Source organism: Mucilaginibacter rubeus (genome assembly GCF_014643835.1).
Classification (GTDB): Bacteria; Bacteroidota; Bacteroidia; order Sphingobacteriales; family Sphingobacteriaceae; genus Mucilaginibacter; species Mucilaginibacter rubeus.
On sequence record NZ_BMKD01000004.1, the window covers coordinates 212,269 to 227,998 of the forward strand.

General features: G+C 40.1%; 14 protein-coding genes. 8 read left to right on the forward strand and 6 right to left on the reverse strand.

The annotated features are described in order from the left end of the window. Positions 1-105: 105 nt before the first annotated feature. Positions 106-1,470, reverse strand: a complete 1,365-nt coding sequence (locus IEX80_RS14855) for an OmpA family protein (RefSeq protein ID WP_090528769.1) — start codon at positions 1,468-1,470, stop codon at positions 106-108. Between the two features lie 148 nt (positions 1,471-1,618). Here IEX80_RS14855 and IEX80_RS14860 point away from each other — a divergent pair, with 148 nt between their 5' ends. Beyond that, positions 1,619-2,908: an aminopeptidase P N-terminal domain-containing protein gene (locus IEX80_RS14860; RefSeq protein WP_188833344.1), complete on the forward strand. Its 1,290-nt coding sequence runs from the start codon at positions 1,619-1,621 to the stop codon at positions 2,906-2,908. Positions 2,909-2,977: 69 nt separating this feature from the next. Here the strand turns inward: IEX80_RS14860 and meaB are convergent, their stop codons facing one another. Beyond that, positions 2,978-3,862, reverse strand: a complete 885-nt coding sequence (meaB, locus tag IEX80_RS14865) for a methylmalonyl Co-A mutase-associated GTPase MeaB (RefSeq protein ID WP_188833345.1) — start codon at positions 3,860-3,862, stop codon at positions 2,978-2,980. Between the two features lie 99 nt (positions 3,863-3,961). Between meaB and IEX80_RS14870 the strand changes: the two genes are divergently transcribed. From IEX80_RS14870 to IEX80_RS14880, 3 genes are all read left to right on the forward strand, one after another. Further along, complete coding sequence (locus IEX80_RS14870; protein WP_090528777.1) at positions 3,962-4,675, forward strand: hypothetical protein; 714 nt, start codon at positions 3,962-3,964, stop codon at positions 4,673-4,675. Between the two features lie 235 nt (positions 4,676-4,910). Continuing rightward, complete coding sequence (locus IEX80_RS14875) at positions 4,911-5,903, forward strand: glycosyltransferase family 9 protein (protein ID WP_188833346.1); 993 nt, start codon at positions 4,911-4,913, stop codon at positions 5,901-5,903. Then, positions 5,894-6,964 carry a glycosyltransferase family 4 protein gene (locus IEX80_RS14880; RefSeq protein WP_176628027.1) on the forward strand — a complete coding sequence of 357 codons (1,071 nt, stop codon included), beginning with the start codon at positions 5,894-5,896 and terminating at the stop codon, positions 6,962-6,964. The genes IEX80_RS14875 and IEX80_RS14880 overlap by 10 nt, the downstream gene beginning before the upstream one ends. Here IEX80_RS14880 and IEX80_RS14885 read toward each other — a convergent pair whose 3' ends face one another. Then, positions 6,965-7,702 carry a glycosyltransferase family 2 protein gene (locus tag IEX80_RS14885; protein ID WP_090528783.1) on the reverse strand — a complete coding sequence of 246 codons (738 nt, stop codon included), beginning with the start codon at positions 7,700-7,702 and terminating at the stop codon, positions 6,965-6,967. Positions 7,703-7,907: 205 nt separating this feature from the next. Between IEX80_RS14885 and IEX80_RS14890 the strand changes: the two genes are divergently transcribed. The 3 genes from IEX80_RS14890 to IEX80_RS14900 all read left to right on the forward strand — a co-directional run bounded on the left by IEX80_RS14890 (position 7,908) and on the right by IEX80_RS14900 (position 11,994). Then, positions 7,908-8,906 (forward strand): glycosyltransferase family 9 protein, encoded by a 999-nt coding sequence (locus IEX80_RS14890; RefSeq protein ID WP_175490005.1) that lies wholly within the window; start codon positions 7,908-7,910, stop codon positions 8,904-8,906. Between the two features lie 69 nt (positions 8,907-8,975). Then, positions 8,976-10,853, forward strand: coding sequence for an ABC transporter ATP-binding protein (locus IEX80_RS14895; RefSeq protein ID WP_188833347.1), 1,878 nt, complete (start codon positions 8,976-8,978; stop codon positions 10,851-10,853). 379 nt (positions 10,854-11,232) lie between these two features. Beyond that, positions 11,233-11,994, forward strand: a complete 762-nt coding sequence (locus tag IEX80_RS14900) for a DUF5672 family protein (protein WP_229701636.1) — start codon at positions 11,233-11,235, stop codon at positions 11,992-11,994. On the opposite strand, the gene IEX80_RS14905 is transcribed toward IEX80_RS14900, so the two are convergent. Genes IEX80_RS14905 through IEX80_RS14915 form a run of 3 tightly spaced genes read right to left on the reverse strand, consistent with a single transcriptional unit; the run spans position 11,991 to position 14,372 of the window. After that, the gene (locus tag IEX80_RS14905) at positions 11,991-12,356 is read right to left on the reverse strand and encodes a CoA-binding protein (protein ID WP_188833348.1); all 366 of its coding nucleotides are present in this window, start codon (positions 12,354-12,356) and stop codon (positions 11,991-11,993) included. The genes IEX80_RS14900 and IEX80_RS14905 overlap by 4 nt on opposite strands. Continuing rightward, the gene (locus IEX80_RS14910; RefSeq protein ID WP_188833349.1) at positions 12,349-12,825 is read right to left on the reverse strand and encodes a DinB family protein; all 477 of its coding nucleotides are present in this window, start codon (positions 12,823-12,825) and stop codon (positions 12,349-12,351) included. The genes IEX80_RS14905 and IEX80_RS14910 overlap by 8 nt, the downstream gene beginning before the upstream one ends. Then, positions 12,822-14,372 (reverse strand): NAD(P)/FAD-dependent oxidoreductase, encoded by a 1,551-nt coding sequence (locus IEX80_RS14915; protein ID WP_188833350.1) that lies wholly within the window; start codon positions 14,370-14,372, stop codon positions 12,822-12,824. The genes IEX80_RS14910 and IEX80_RS14915 overlap by 4 nt, the downstream gene beginning before the upstream one ends. 510 nt (positions 14,373-14,882) lie before the next feature. Between IEX80_RS14915 and IEX80_RS14920 the strand changes: the two genes are divergently transcribed. Further along, positions 14,883-15,458 (forward strand): RNA polymerase sigma factor, encoded by a 576-nt coding sequence (locus IEX80_RS14920; RefSeq protein ID WP_229701637.1) that lies wholly within the window; start codon positions 14,883-14,885, stop codon positions 15,456-15,458. The last annotated feature ends 272 nt before the right edge of the window (positions 15,459-15,730 follow it).

Sequence of the window (15,730 nt, forward strand, 5' to 3'; positions counted from 1 at the left end):
AACCCATACCTATTATATAAGGTATAACTATTAAGCACAAAACCTTATAAAACAAAGAAGGCTCCGGGTTATCCGGAGCCTTCGCAAATAATATTTAATCAGATATTATTTCTTTTTGAATTGAACACGACGGTTAAGTACGCGGCCTTCTTCAGTTGAGTTGTCAGCAATTGGGTTAGTTTCACCGTAACCTTTTACTTTCACTTTCTTAGCATCAACACCAGAGTTAACTAAGTAAGTTTTTACTGAGTTAGCACGGTCTTTAGATAATGATAAGTTGTGAGCAGCAGTACCTTCAGATGAAGCGAAACCGTCAACTTCAACAGCTGAACCAGATGAACGTAAATCAGCTGAAGTAGCATCTAATACTGGATAAGATGAAGTACGTAATACTGAGCTGTCAAATTCAAACTGGATGTTTGAGTAAGCAGTAGCAGGAGCAGCAACGGTAGAATCAGCTTTAGGGAATACGATAACGCAACCAGAGCCATCAACTACGCTACCTGCAGCAGTACCTGGGCATTTGTCAAACTGATCAGCAACACCGTCACCGTCAGAATCTTTTTTCAGGTCGTTAACTGCAGTTTCAACGTTAGCAACACGGCCTTTTAAAGCTTCAACTTCCTGACGTAAAGCTGCATCATACAGCTCGTCATACATCATAGCAACCGGGTTAACCCACTCTAATACTGGTTTCGATTTTGAACCTAAAGTAAATTCTAAACCAGCGTAACCGTATGAGTAGTGGTCTTTAGTAGGATAAGCCCTGTTGAAACCGTCAAGGTTATCGCCGTCAATATAGTTTTGAGTATAACCCAAATCTAAGGCAACCGCATCGCTTAAACGGAATTTAACACCTGCACCTACCGGGATAACCAGTTCTTTTACGTAATGAGTACCGTCAGTACCATTGTTTTTGAAATGACCGGTTATTTGGGTTCCACCGTTAATCCTTGTAATAGTTGGATCATACATTGCTAAACCAAAACCACCTTTGAAGTAGAAGTTAACAGCATTTTTACGACGGATGAAATCGATAGTAGCAACGTTAACAACCGCGCTTAAACTTCCCTGCCAGAATTTGGTATCATAGCTAACATAACCATTACGGTAAGTGCCGCCGGTACCATCATTTTCGCCTTTAATTTTACCGCCGTTCAGGTCTAATTGTAAAGCAAAAGAATGTGCTAATTGCTCTTTCAATGAAATACCATAACCAAGGCTAAGTTTTTTCTTTTGGAAATCGCTTGAACCACCGGTTGCTAATGATTGTGAGGTAACACCACCATTTACACCAATGCTAAATTTCCTGTACTGGCCTAAACCACCAAATACCTTAGCGGTTGAGGTTTCAGATGACGTTGTAGTTGCCGTTGTTTTGGTTGAATCGGTTTGCGCGTTCGCCAAACCTGCAACCATCAAAGAAGCAAAAGACAATGCGACTGTTTTCTTTAATGTAGAATAATTCATAGTTTTTAAGATTAAACGATTTTAATTGTGATTTTTTTCAAATTTAGTAATTATGTTTGAATCCATGACCAAACATTGTTCCAAAAATTGTAATAGTTACACAAATAACTAAAAAAAAATGATTTAATAAAATATTCAACCGATAAATATGAAATATCTGCCGATAAAAAATAGCTTATTTACAAATAATAGAAAAAATTTCGTTTCAAGAACAAAACCCAATTCAATCGCTATTTTTCATGCCAGTGACGAGTTCCCGCGCAGTGGTGATCAGGCATTTATGTTTAAACAAAACCCGGATTTTTTTTACCTAACGGGCATTGATCAGGAACAAAGCATCCTGGTTTTGTACCCCGATTGTCCTAATAAAGCATACAGAGAAGTACTTTTTTTAAGACAAACCAACGAACATATAGCTATTTGGGAGGGCCATAAATACACTAAAGAGGAAGCACGCGAAGCATCGGGCATTGAAAGTATTTTTTGGCTGAATGAATATGATACCATACTCCATGGCATTATTAACTACAGCGAAAATATCTACATCAATACTAACGAAAATGACAGGTACGCTCATACCGTTCCATATCGCGATTACCGCATGTATGAAGCTCTTAAATTAAAGTACCCGCTTCATAATTACACCCGTTCGGCACCGATTTTACGCGATCTTAGGGTAATAAAATCAGATATTGAAATAGAGCTCACGCAAAAAGCCTGCGACATTACGCGTGATGCTTTTGTACGTGTTTTAAAATATACCAAACCCGGTGTAACCGAGTATGAGATTGAAGCTGAGATCATTCATGAATTCATCAGACAGCGTGCTACGGGCCATGCTTACAATCCAATTATTGCTTCGGGCGGCAACGCTATTGTGCTGCACTACAATGATAATAACCAGGTATGTAACAAGGGCGATGTAATACTGCTTGATTTTGGTGCCGAATATGGCAATTATAATGCTGACATGACCCGGTCAATACCTGTTAGCGGCCGTTTCACTGAGCGGCAGCGCCAGGTTTATAATGCCGTTTTGAAAGTGATGCGGGAAGCTACAAAACTCATCGTGGCAGGCACAGTATGGAATGAATACCAGGATGAAGTTGGTAAAATCATGACGGGAGAGCTTATTGGCCTGGGCTTGCTTGACAGACATGATGTTGAAAAACAAGACAAAAACGCGCCTCTGTATAAAAAATACTTCATGCACGGCACCTCGCACCACCTGGGCCTGGATGTTCATGACTATGCCAGCAGGTATAAACCTTTTGAGGCGGGGAATATATTAACTTGCGAACCAGGCATTTACATTGCCGCTGAGGGGTTGGGTATCCGCCTTGAAAACAATATCCTCATCACCGGCGCCGGCAATATAGATTTAATGGGTAGCATCCCGGTTGAAGCAGAGCACATTGAAGAAATTATGAACAGCTAAAACTCACATTAAATTTATATAAACAAAAAAGCTCAATCTGTATTTTCTTTACATTAAGCTATCAAATAACTATACATAAGTATCCACAAAACTATACAGGTTAAAATTTCCGGCCTCCAAAGCTTTAGCTATATCAAGCTGAAGCTTTTTTTTATCGATTCCAGTCATCATTTTTTGCTGAATAAGTTTGTATACTTTTTCGGTCAGCAGCAATTTACGCCTGTTGTTTTGCTTTAAATTGGTGTGTTGTATAAAGGCGGCTATATCCCCGAGCCCCTGGTTTTGAGAGGCTATAGTTTTAAAAATTGGCGGCTGCTCGTCAACGCTGTGTCCAATGATCTTTTTTAAGTTATTGGCAAACACATCGGCCCCCTCCCGATCTGCTTTATTGATAATAAAAGCATCAGCAATCTCCATCAAGCCCGATTTAATATGCTGGATCTCGTCGCCTGCCTCAGGCACCAATACAACCAGCGTAATATCGGCAAGCCCGGTAATTTCAATTTCAGATTGCCCTACGCCTACTGTTTCAATCAGCACATAATCAAAACCTGCGGCCCTTAGCACATCGGCCATCTCAATAGTTTTTGCCGACAAGCCTCCTAAAGAGCCCCGTGTGGCTAATGACCGGATAAAAACATCGGGATGATTAAAATGGGATGCCATCCTGATTCTATCACCCAGTAATGATCCGAAATTAAATGGTGAAGTGGGGTCGATGGCTAACACGGCTATTTTTTTACCGCTGACCAAAAGTATATCAATGATACCGTTTACCAGGGTGCTCTTGCCGGCTCCGGGAGGGCCGGTAATGCCGATAGCCGGGCAGCTTTTATCAAACTTAAGGCTTTTAAGCAATGCGCCGCTGCCATTAAGATCATTCTCAACGATAGTTAACGCGCGCGCAATTACACGAAAATCGTCACTTAGATTGATATCAGGTATTCCGTTCAATTAAATATTAATATAATATATAAAACATATTACAACATGTATATTATTTATATCTTCACAAGATTAATAACCTTAGCTCAAATAACCCAATTTATCTGTATGAAAAAAATCTTTCTAATTACAACCTGCCTATTTATTTTCTTAGGTTGTAGCAAAAATAACAACACCAATTTTACAGTTGTACCCAAACAAACAAAGTCCAAAGATCTTAATAAAAGTACCGGTACCGATAGCCTGCTTATTAACGATAGTGTCAAAAATGCTAAAAAAATCGCGATAAACAGTGATGTTTCATGTGCTTATTCAAAATCATATTCATCACCGTATCCGTCAAGCTACTATACAGTGATTTCACGTTTTCCAGTGGCTGGAGCCTCGTCTGTAATAATTCCTAAAGGATCATGGCAAGCAGGAATCTACGCATTCAATAACCAGGATGACGGAAACCTTGTTGTCTATGTAAAAAACACGGGCAAAGTATTATGGGCAAGCGGTACAAATAACAAAGTAACGAGATTAGACGCACAAAACGATCTGAATTTGGTGCTTTATCAGGTAAATGGCCCTCCCGTATTTGAATCTCAGACATATTATTATAAATGCGGCAGTAAAAACCCAAGAAACACGATGTTAGTTTTAACTAATGATGGAGACTTATCAATTATTGCAGATGGAATGGCAACATTTGGTCCTGTAACAGTAACGTTAGCGACAACCCGCACATTTGGGGGAGTAGTAAGCCCTAATAATGGTACGTTTTTCAAATTATACACAACATCTGGAGGCACCGGGGGTGTAAATTTTGTATATTAATTTTAAGAGATCCCAATCAAATTAGAAACAGAGCCAGGTTATTAATTAGTAGCAAAGGTGTGTAATCGAATAATAACGAGCACACCTTTCCTATTTTATCCATCGTATTAATTTTATCCATCGTATTAAATTATTTATATAATTAAAATACAAGAATAAAACTATTGTATAATTTAAATCTTTATTATTGCCGTTGGTTAAATATAATAGCCGATCAACATCTGCAATAAAAATCATGTTCCAATTTCAGGATACAGAAGCGCCGCACATCTTAATAAGCAGGGTTGATGCTATTGGCGATGTTGTACTAACATTACCTGTGGCATCCTACCTTAAACAATTGTTCCCAGGCGCTAAAGTTTCGTTTTTGGGCCGAACATATACACAGCCGGTAATTAACGCTATGGCTTCGATAGATGCTTTTGTTAATTACGACGAACTAAAAACGCTCCCTGATACTAGCCAAATTGAATATCTGCAAAAGCAAAACATTGACGCAGTAATACACGTGCTGCCCAATAAACATATTGCCAGGATAGCAAAACAGGCAGGTATTAAACTCCGGATAGGAACAACCAACAGGGTTTTTCATTGGTACACCTGTAACAAGCTGGTAAAATTAAGCCGTAAAAAATCAGATCTGCATGAGTCGCAGCTTAACCTGGTCCTGTTAAAGCCATTAGGCCTTGAGCATATACCTTCCTTACCTGGAATTATAGCACATAATAATTTCCAGAATAATGTTGAGCTTACGCCAGCTTTGGGGGCTGTACTTGTAAACGATAAATTTAACCTGATCATCCATCCAAAATCGCATGGCAGTGGTATGGAGTGGGGCCTGGATAATTTTGCAGAGCTCATCAATAACTTGCCGCCCGACAAATTCAACATTATCATAACAGGGTCTGAAAACGAAAAAGCATTACTTGCAAACTGGATCAAAACACTCCCGACAACAGTACGGGATATGACCGGGCAGATGTCGCTGGGGCAATTGATAGCCTTCATAAGTAAAGCTGGCGGGCTTATTGCTTCAGGTACAGGTCCGCTGCATTTGGCCGCTCTAACCGGGATCAATACCCTTGGATTATTCCCGTCATTAAGGCCTATACACCCTGGCCGATGGGCACCTGTTGGCAAAAAGGCGGGCTATATTGAAAGCGGAACAAACAATTTAGAAACAATTACGCCGTTTATGGTGGCAGAACAAGTTAAAACATGGCTATAAATAAACCTCGTGTATTGGTAACGTTGGACTCCATGAGGTACCCGAATACCGGCCTATATCATTTTGGAAAGAGCCTTGGGAAAGCCCTGGCAAAAGAAAACACAGGTTTTAATTTGACATATTTTCTGCATAAATCAGTAACCGAATTTGATGCGGATGCGGCAATACACAGAACTTATTTACAAAAGCATCACAAGTTTTTTTTCTACAATAACAAAGGCATTGACCTATTCCATTTTACCGACCAGTTTTCAAGGCTAAAGCCTAAAAAAGTGCGGAGCAAATACAAAAAGATACTTACTATACATGACATTAACCAGGTGCATGAAAACGTAGGCAAAGAAAAACTGAACCTGTACCTTAAAAAGCTGGGGGAGCGAATTAATTCAAGTAATAAAATAGTAACAATATCAAACTTTGCTGCTAACGATGTTTTAACCTACTTCCCGCATATTGCAAACAGGTTAACAGTTATTCATAATGGTGCTGATAAATTGATATTAAAACAAGGGCACCAACCGGCTTACTTCCCTCAAAAACCTTTTTTATTTACCATTGGGATTGTGGCAGCCAAAAAAAACTTTCACGTACTACCTGCCTTACTTGCAAATAATGATTTTGAACTCGTCATTTCGGGCATCAAAACGCCCTATGAAGAAAAGATCATTGAAGAGGCAAAAAAACATGGCGTAGAAAACAGGGTTAAAATAACCGGGCCGATATCAGATGATGACAGGGCCTGGTATTATAAAAATTGTGAAGCATTTGTTTTTCCTTCCATTGCTGAAGGGTTCGGTTTACCAGTAATTGAAGCTATGCATTTTGGCAAACCTGTTTTTGTATCTACCCGCACCTCCCTACCCGAAATTGCGGGAGATTGTGCTTATTATTTTGACGATTTTGAACCTGCTGAAATGCAAAATGTATTTAATGCAGGTTTGGAAGATTTTCATAAAAATTCACCGTCAGATAAGATAATTGCCCACGCCGAAACTTTTAACTGGGATGAAACAGCTAAGCGGTATTTAGAGCTATATCAGGAAGTACTTAAAGGCAGGTAATTATGATTTGCCTCGCATTTTTCTGACCATAAACCTAAACCAGAATTTAAAACCAAAATTCTTTAATATCAGTTTAGGTTTATCCTTTTCAAATACCATATCTCGCGACTGGCCTGAAACACCATCATGACTAAAATTTGCTATTACATGGTTCAAATGCACAAACTTCAAACTTTTATCGCCAAAGCATTGCATATTCAGCGCAAAATCGGCCGAGGAACGATACTTAAAGTTATAGCTATATTTTTCAAAAACGATTTTAGGATAAATGATAGACTGTTGAATAATGCCGTGCTTGGCAAGATAGTAATCAGATACCTCGCCCAAGGGCTTTAATCCTCTCGTCAATACGCTTCCGTAATAAATGGTATTAGGCTCATTTAGTTCCATAGCCATATTTGAAAAATCAGGCAATAAATCATCATCAGCCCCTAAAAAATAAATCCAATCGCCTTTAGCTTGTTTTAAAGCCTTAGTCATAGCATCGTATATGCCGTTATCAGGTTCGCTTCTCCAGTAAGTGATCTTATCGTTATTGGCAATCAATATATCTTTTGTGCCATCGCTGCTGTTCCCATCAATAACAATGAGTTCAATATCAGGGTAACTTTGCATGTAAACGCTATCCAGGCTTTTTTGCAATGTGGCGGCAGCATTATAAGTAACAATTATAACTGTGAGCCTCCGTGCATACGCATCTACCTGTTTTGACGTTATATTTTGTGTATTTTCGCTCATTATTTAATTGTACAAAGTAAATATTATAAAGGCAAATACATTACCTTTTATCTGTTGTTTTTAAATGCAAAAAAACAGGAATCTATTCCGGCTAACACGCTTCATCTTACTAAAAATACCATACGTATTCCGATTTTTTGCTTTATTCAAACCCTCCAAAAAAAGAATACTAATCATTAAGGCCGATGCCATAGGTGATTACGTTTTGTTCAGAAATTTTATTGAGATCTTAAAGCAATCAACAAGGTACCGTAATTACGAAATAGATTTATTAGGTAACGAAATATGGCGCGATATTGCTACAACGCATGACGGACAATACATAACAAAATTTTTCTTTACAAAAGCAAATAATCTTTATTATTCGCCCGGGGCAGTTTTTAAATTAGGATTGCAGTTATTTGGCAGAAGTTATGAGAAAGTTTTAAACCCTACCAGTACACGTACCTTTATTACGGATGGGCTCGCCGCGCTTTCGGGTTCATCAAACCTGATTGGTTTTGAAAGCGATACTGAGGGCATTGAGCCTAAATACAAAGTTAAAACAGATAAATTTTATAAAACATTATTACCAATTCCCCCTTTAATACATTTTGAATTTGCCAGGAACCGATATTTTTTTGAACAGGCACTTGATCAACTTATCTCCATTCGAAAACAATTTATTGGTGCTAACCGAACAACAAAAAGTGGCATCATTGTCTTTCCGGGAGCAGGACTTAAAAGCCGGGGATGGGAAGCTGAAAAATTTGCTCTTTTAATTAAAAAGCTTGAGCAAAACACAAATGAAATCATTTACCTGGCGGGCGGTAAAGCTGAAATACCGCTCTGCAATTATATAATGGAACAATCGCAATCAGCATCAGTCGTCAACATCAGCGGTAAAACCAATTTAAACGAACTTATCGAGTTGGTTGCAAATTCAGCTATGATAATCTGTAATGATAGCAGCGCCGTTCACATAGCCGCGGCCGTTGACACTCCTTTTGTATGTATTGTTGGTGGTGGTCATTTCGATCGTTTTGTTCCTTATCCTGAAGACATCGTCAAAAACGGATCATTTATCTACGAAAAAATGGATTGCTATTATTGCAACTGGAACTGCGTATTTAAAGTACAAAGTGACGAATCTTTTCCATGCATTGCAGGTATAGATATCGAGCAAGTTTGGCAGGCAACCCAAAAGTATTTGCCCGTAGGATGATATGCTTTTAGACCACGTTACACGTTATTAGCTAATTACTATTAGCTTTGCATTTTATAATAAAATTTAATGAAGATTTATTTCAGGCTTCTTTCCTTCGCCCGTCCCATAGGTAAATTCGCGGTCCCTTATTTTATATGTACTTTATTTTCGGTAATATTTAATACTCTTAACCTTGCTTTACTGGCACCATTGCTAAAAACAATTTTTGACCCCAAAACCGGCGAAGCGGTTACCAAACCGACAAACTGGTGGAACCCCTTAAAAGATTTCGACTATTTTGCCCACGAAGCCAATTTAACTTACGGGCCGCTTGGAGCTTTGAAATTTGTTTGCGCAGCTATAGTTGTGTCTGTATTACTAAGCAACCTGTTTCGTTATTTTTCACAGCGGATTATGGAAAACCTGCGTATATACACTCTGCTTAACCTGCGCCGTACTGTTTTTAATAACGTTATGAACCTGCACCTGGGTTATTTTAGTAATGAACGCAAGGGTGATATCCTTTCAAAGATCTCAGCAGATGTGCAGGTTGTTCAGTTTTCGGTAACGGGTACTTTGCAGGTTGCGTTTAAAGAGCCTTTCCAGCTTTTAACTTATCTTGTATTTTTATTTGTAATATCAGTTAAACTGACGTTGTTTTCCATGTTGATAATCCCTGTTTCGGCATTTATCATATCAAGGATAGTTAAGCGTTTGAAAGAACAAGCTGCAGAATCACAGCAAACTTACGGCAACATGATCAGTAATCTTGATGAAGCCTTATCAGGCATCAAGATTATCAAAGCATTTAATGCAGTTTCGTTTATAAAAAACCGGTTTGATCACGAAAACAAAGAATATTCAAGAATTACCCGCTCTATGGCAAAGAGGCAGCAAATGGCCTCGCCGGTATCTGAATTTCTGGGTGTATTAATGGTTGCAGGAATAGTACTATATGGCGGCTCGTTAATTATCAGTCACCAGGGTACACTATCTGCCGATAATTTCATAGTTTATATTGCTATGTTTTCGCAGATCATGCGCCCGGCCAAGGCTATATCCGATTCATTTAGCAATATCCATTCGGGCATAGCGGCGGGTGAACGCGTATTGGCACTCATAGATGAGAAGCCATTAATTGTTAATGCACCCAATGCCACGGAGCTAACTGGTTTTGAGGATAAGATCAAATTCGAAAACGTATCATTTGCATATACTATTAAACCTGATGCTGCCCAGGTTTCGGGTACCGAAAAACAGCTAATTGAAACTGAGAAATACGTACTTAAAAACATCAACCTCGAAATTCCGAAAGGAAAAACAGTAGCGCTGGTTGGGCCCTCAGGTGGCGGAAAATCTACTTTAATGGATCTACTGCCACGGTTCAGTGAGCCCCAGTCAGGTACGATCTCTATCGACGGTAAAAACATCCAAACTGTTACTATGGAATCATTAAGGGCTTTAATGGGCATTGTGAACCAGGAGTCGATTTTATTTAATGATACGATATTTAATAATATCGCATTCGGCAAGCCAAATGTGACCCAGGAAGAAGTTGAAGCGGCTGCCCGCATAGCTAATGCACATAACTTTATTATGGAAACAGGCAAAGGTTATCAAACCAACACCGGCGACCGCGGCACCAAACTATCAGGAGGCCAGCGTCAGCGTATCTGTATTGCCCGGGCGGTGCTGAACAACCCGCCGATTATGTTACTTGATGAAGCAACATCAGCCCTGGATACCGAATCAGAAAAGCTGGTTCAAGAAGCTTTAAACAATCTAATGAAGAACAGAACTTCACTTATCATAGCCCATCGCTTAAGCACCATTCAAAATGCAGACATTATAATTGTGCTTGAAAACGGCAGTATTGTTGAACGGGGATCACATGTAGAATTACTTCAAAACAATGGCGTATATAAAAAGCTGATAGATATGCAGGCTTTTAATGCCCAGGCGTAGGCTCTTATTTGCTTTGAAAGGTTTTTGATTTGCAAACCCAGGGCATGCTTACTTATAACTAAAGTGCACCTCCTGCCCTTATTATATACTAAAAAAATCTAAAGATATTTCGTACATATATAGATTGCAGCCTGTTTATGTAGCTTAAGTGTTACACATTTTTTGATAACAATCTGTAGCGTTCGACGTTATTATTGCGCTAATATCACTGCAGTATTATTATAACGAACAACTGTTTTTATCACAACAGTATTCGTGCGTGGAGTTTTTTCTAAACACAGCAACTGCCACAAACAGCTAAAGTTTAAAACAAAACATCAACTTTTTTCTTTTTTTACCCGTGAAAGCAGCAGTAGTGATCCCTTTTTATAAGCCTGTTATGAGCAATCTCGAACACACGGCTCTTGTACAGGCAACTAAAGTATTATCGGCCCATGATATAATAGTTATTAAACCACATAACCTTATATTGCCCGATGAAGCCCAATTAGATGCCATAGCTAATGTAATTAATTTCGACGACAGGTATTTTAAAAATATTAAAGGCTATAATGCACTTATGCTTTCGGAAGAATTTTACCGAAGCTTTTTAACTTACGATTTCATGCTGATACATCAGCTGGATGCATTTGTATTTAGCGATGAATTAATGGAATGGTGCACACAGGGCTATGATTATATAGGTGCGCCATGGATCCATAAGTACGGTTACCCGGATGTTGTTAAAGCTGTAAAGTCCAAACTTCAGCGATGGCTGCATTTAAAGTTCGACGTTCAAAAAGATGGCCGGCCATCACCTATGCAATTTGAAAACGGGGTTGGTAACGGTGGTTTCTCCTTGCGCAGGGTAAATAAATTTCATGAACTCTGCATCAATATGAAAAACCAGGCAAAACGATATTTAAGCCTTAGCCATGATCATTACTTCAACGAAGATGTTTTTTGGAGCATCGAAGTTAACAGGAAAAGAAAAGTACTTAATATCCCTTCTTATAAAAAAGCCACGGGTTTCTCAATCGAATTATTTCCCGAACGAGCTATAAAAATAAACAATAATAAACTACCATTTGGATGCCATGCCTGGGATAAAAACCTTGATTATTGGCGGCCGGTAATTCAAAATTACGGTTACCAAATTTAATACTCCCCTATCGATAACATTACTAACGTACAGGCGTACTCGGTTTCGATACCTTGTTCGTTGGCTTTACGCCTCAGTTCGGTATTTTCGGTTCCCGGATTAAAGATGATCCGTTTGGGCTTTGTGTTCAATATATAATCATACAACGGAGGTTGATTTTGTGGGCCAACATACAGCGTTATGGTATCAATATCATGATGTATGGTTTCAGGTTTTTCAATAGGTACACCAGCTACTTCGCCCGTTTTTATGCCAACATTAACAATGGTATGCCCGCGTTCAACCAGGCGGGTAGCCGCAAAATTGGCGTACCTGCTGGTATCGGGTGTTGCCCCTAATATTAATGTTTTTTTATTAGCCATTGATCATCCTGTTTAGTAAAGCAATTTGCGCGGAATGATAAATATGATGCTGTATCAAACCGGTCACCTGGCATTCGTAAGTTTCTCCGGCTTCTCCGCCCTTTTTGGTAACAGGCTCGTTCCATTTTTCTTCCGGGAAATTTTGGATAAAGCCTGCCAGGTTTACGTTTACCAGCTTTATATCTTCAACAATCCATTTCCACTTTTGTTCGTCGGGCAGGCCGGGTTCAGGCCAGTCACCACGAACAGGCAACTGTGCATCCATGCCATTCATTCGGTCCATTACTTCTTCAGTCCATCCGGTCATGTGCAAAATAATAGCGGCAATATTATGTATTGAGCCAGCGGGCTTTTCATAGGCAGCTTCAAAACTGATATTATCAACAATGGAATAAACTGAAGGGCCATACCATGGTTGGCCCGACAAAACACTTTGAAGCTGGTTAAATAATTTTTGAGATGTGGTCATGATAATATTTTTAAAGCAGCAGTTGCACAGTTAATTCCATCAATAGCAGCAGAAATTATACCACCCGCATAGCCCGCCCCTTCTCCGCAGGGAAATAAACCCCTAACCTGTGGATGCTGTAAGGTCTCCCTGTCGCGCGGAATTTTAACAGGCGATGATGTACGCGATTCAACACCAACCAAAATGGCGTCATTGGTATAATAGCCTTTCATTTTTTTACCGAATACCGGTAGCGCTTTGCGCAAGCGTTCATTGATCCACCCCGGTAAAACTTCTTTCAGTTCAACGCTTTTAGTACCGGGCAAGTATGAATTAACGGGTAAATCGTTTGATAAACGGTTCTGCACAAAGTCAACCATCCGTTGTCCGGGCGCTACGAGGTTACCACCGCCAGCCGCAAAAGCAGCCTGTTCAACCTGCTTCTGAAAGTTGAGCATCTTAAAAGGGTCGTTATCATCGCCGGCAACATCATCTAAATTAATTTGCACCACAGTGCCCGAATTTGCGAAAGGGTTATTCCGTTTTGAGGGACTCCATCCGTTCACCACAATTTCGCCGGGCTCGGTTGAACACGGTGCGATGATACCACCGGGGCACATACAAAAAGAAAACACACCGCGGTCGTCAACCTGCTCAACAAGGCTATAATATGATGGCGGCAGATCAGGGCCTCGCAATTCGCAATGATATTGCGCGCGGTCAATTATTTCCTGCGGGTGCTCTATCCTTACACCCAAAGCAAAAGGTTTAGCTTCGATCAGGATATTTTGGCTATGCAGCATTTCAAACACATCCCTTGCCGAGTGGCCTGTAGCCAGGATCACAGCATCAGCCACGATCTTTTCGCCCGCAGCTATTTTTACGCCTTTAATTTTTCCAAAAGCCACCAGCAGTTGGGTTACTTTGGTATCAAACATGATCTCCCCGCCTGCGTTCAGTACGGTTTCGCGCATAGCTGTAATGATCTGCGGCAGTTTATTGGTGCCGATGTGCGGTCGCGCATCAATCAAGATATCTTCGTCGGCACCATGGGCCACAAACATTTTAAGCACTTGGTTCACGTCTCCCCGCTTGGTTGAGCGGGTATACAGCTTACCATCCGAATAAGTACCTGCCCCGCCTTCCCCAAAGCAATAATTTGACTCGGGGTTAACGAGGCCTTGTTTGTTGATATTAGCCAAATCTCGGCGGCGTTGTTTTACATCCTTGCCCCGTTCAATAACAATGGGCTTTAACCCAAGTTCGATGCATTGCAGTGCGGCAAATAATCCGGCAGGGCCTGCGCCAACAATAATTACCGGCCTGCCAAATTGTACATTTGGGTAATTAACATTAAAAATTTCGGGTCGGTAGGCCTCCTCTATAAAAACCCTCACCTGCATGCGGTAAACCACACGGCGGCCGCGCGCATCAATGGAACGCTTTAAAATTTTTAATGCCGTAATATTTTTCAGGGGAATTTTAAGCGCTGCTGACGCCAGTTGCGTTAAAACTGCTTCATCTTCCTGTTGCCCGGGAGGACAAACTATCTCTGTTTCTTTTGTCATGACTGATGCCGGGTTTTTATCCCGGATGGTGCAAAGTTAAGAAACCCCCTCTAAATCTCCCCCAAAGGGGGAGACTTTGATCAGCAATTTTTACCTGAGCTCATTTTCACCCGGAAGCTGTATCGTAATCAAGATTACCCTCCTTTTCTTATTAAGCTTTAGGCGGTATATAGTTTTGGGTTGGATTGACGCTGCTAACAAATGGGGGGTTAACAGGGTTAACAGAATTCAGGGCTAACATTTGCATATATATCTAACAATCAAACAATTGGGCGTTTTTTTATCCAAAAAAGTGTTAACCCCCATTTTGTATAAATATTATCGGCTAAATTTTAATTATTACCCCCATTCTGTTAGTGCTCAATACGCTCAAAACCGTTCGGCTTTGCACATTGACCGTACGCTATCGAACAGTTTTAAAAGCCAATAAAAAATAAAATACTGAAAATCAATAAATTACAAAATGGCACTTAGATTGGCATGCACCTCATGTATTTAAATAATAAAACAATGACTACCGCCGACGAACGCTTACAAACTATATGGAATGGCTGCATGACTAACGACAGGAAGAGCCAGGAACAATTATACAGGTTATTAGCACCACGTATGCTTGCTGTTTGCATGCGTTATGCAACCGATAAAGACGAGGCACAGGATATATTACAGGAAGGTTTTATAAAAATGTTCCGCAACATGAAAAACTACCGCGGTGAAGGAAGTTTGGAAGGATGGATCCGCCGCATAATGGTACATTGTGCCATATCACGTTATCGCAAGTTAAAGCCAATAGTTTTGGTTGATGATTTTGCAGCAGAGGAAGCCGCCGCTATACCTATCAGCAGCTCATTTAATGATAATGGACTTGAAGCTAAAGACCTGATGAAACTGGTACAAAAATTACCAAAAACATACCGCTCTGTTTTTAACATGTACGCCATTGAAGGATACTCGCACCAGGAAATAGGTTCGTCGCTGGGCATGAGCGAACTTTTATCACGCACTACACTTCACCGCGCCCGTACGCTTTTAAAAGATATGGTAGCGAAACTAACCATGCGCGAAGAACATTGCCTGGCAGGATAAGCCGGTCCCGCCATTAACCTTATACAAATCATTTACAAAGACGCAGCCCCTGATGGGGCTTTCTGCTTTATGGGGCAAAAGAACAGAATATTATCATTTCCCATATCTCACGTCTCATATCTCAAATCTATCTAATTATTTCTCATATCGCACGTCTTACACCACACATCCTTCCATAATTTACCAAAAAGCCGTAACTTGACACCTTGTCAGCAACTCATGCCCTTTGTAACAACGGTACGTGATTTGCACTCTAACCCAAAACGTCACAA

Bases quoted from the DNA above. Each gene is read 5' to 3' on its own strand.
- IEX80_RS14900 (WP_229701636.1), top strand. From the start codon at position 11,233: ATGAGCAATCTCGAACACACGGCTCTTGTACAGGCAACTAAAGTATTA.
- IEX80_RS14905 (WP_188833348.1), bottom strand. From the start codon at position 12,356: ATGGCTAATAAAAAAACATTAATATTAGGGGCAACACCCGATACCAGC.
- IEX80_RS14880 (WP_176628027.1), top strand. From the start codon at position 5,894: ATGGCTATAAATAAACCTCGTGTATTGGTAACGTTGGACTCCATGAGG.
- IEX80_RS14855 (WP_090528769.1), bottom strand. From the start codon at position 1,470: ATGAATTATTCTACATTAAAGAAAACAGTCGCATTGTCTTTTGCTTCT.
- IEX80_RS14870 (WP_090528777.1), top strand. From the start codon at position 3,962: ATGAAAAAAATCTTTCTAATTACAACCTGCCTATTTATTTTCTTAGGT.
- IEX80_RS14895 (WP_188833347.1), top strand. From the start codon at position 8,976: ATGAAGATTTATTTCAGGCTTCTTTCCTTCGCCCGTCCCATAGGTAAA.
- IEX80_RS14915 (WP_188833350.1), bottom strand. From the start codon at position 14,372: ATGACAAAAGAAACAGAGATAGTTTGTCCTCCCGGGCAACAGGAAGAT.
- IEX80_RS14860 (WP_188833344.1), top strand. From the start codon at position 1,619: ATGAAATATCTGCCGATAAAAAATAGCTTATTTACAAATAATAGAAAA.
- IEX80_RS14910 (WP_188833349.1), bottom strand. From the start codon at position 12,825: ATGACCACATCTCAAAAATTATTTAACCAGCTTCAAAGTGTTTTGTCG.
- IEX80_RS14885 (WP_090528783.1), bottom strand. From the start codon at position 7,702: ATGAGCGAAAATACACAAAATATAACGTCAAAACAGGTAGATGCGTAT.
- IEX80_RS14875 (WP_188833346.1), top strand. From the start codon at position 4,911: ATGTTCCAATTTCAGGATACAGAAGCGCCGCACATCTTAATAAGCAGG.
- IEX80_RS14920 (WP_229701637.1), top strand. From the start codon at position 14,883: ATGACTACCGCCGACGAACGCTTACAAACTATATGGAATGGCTGCATG.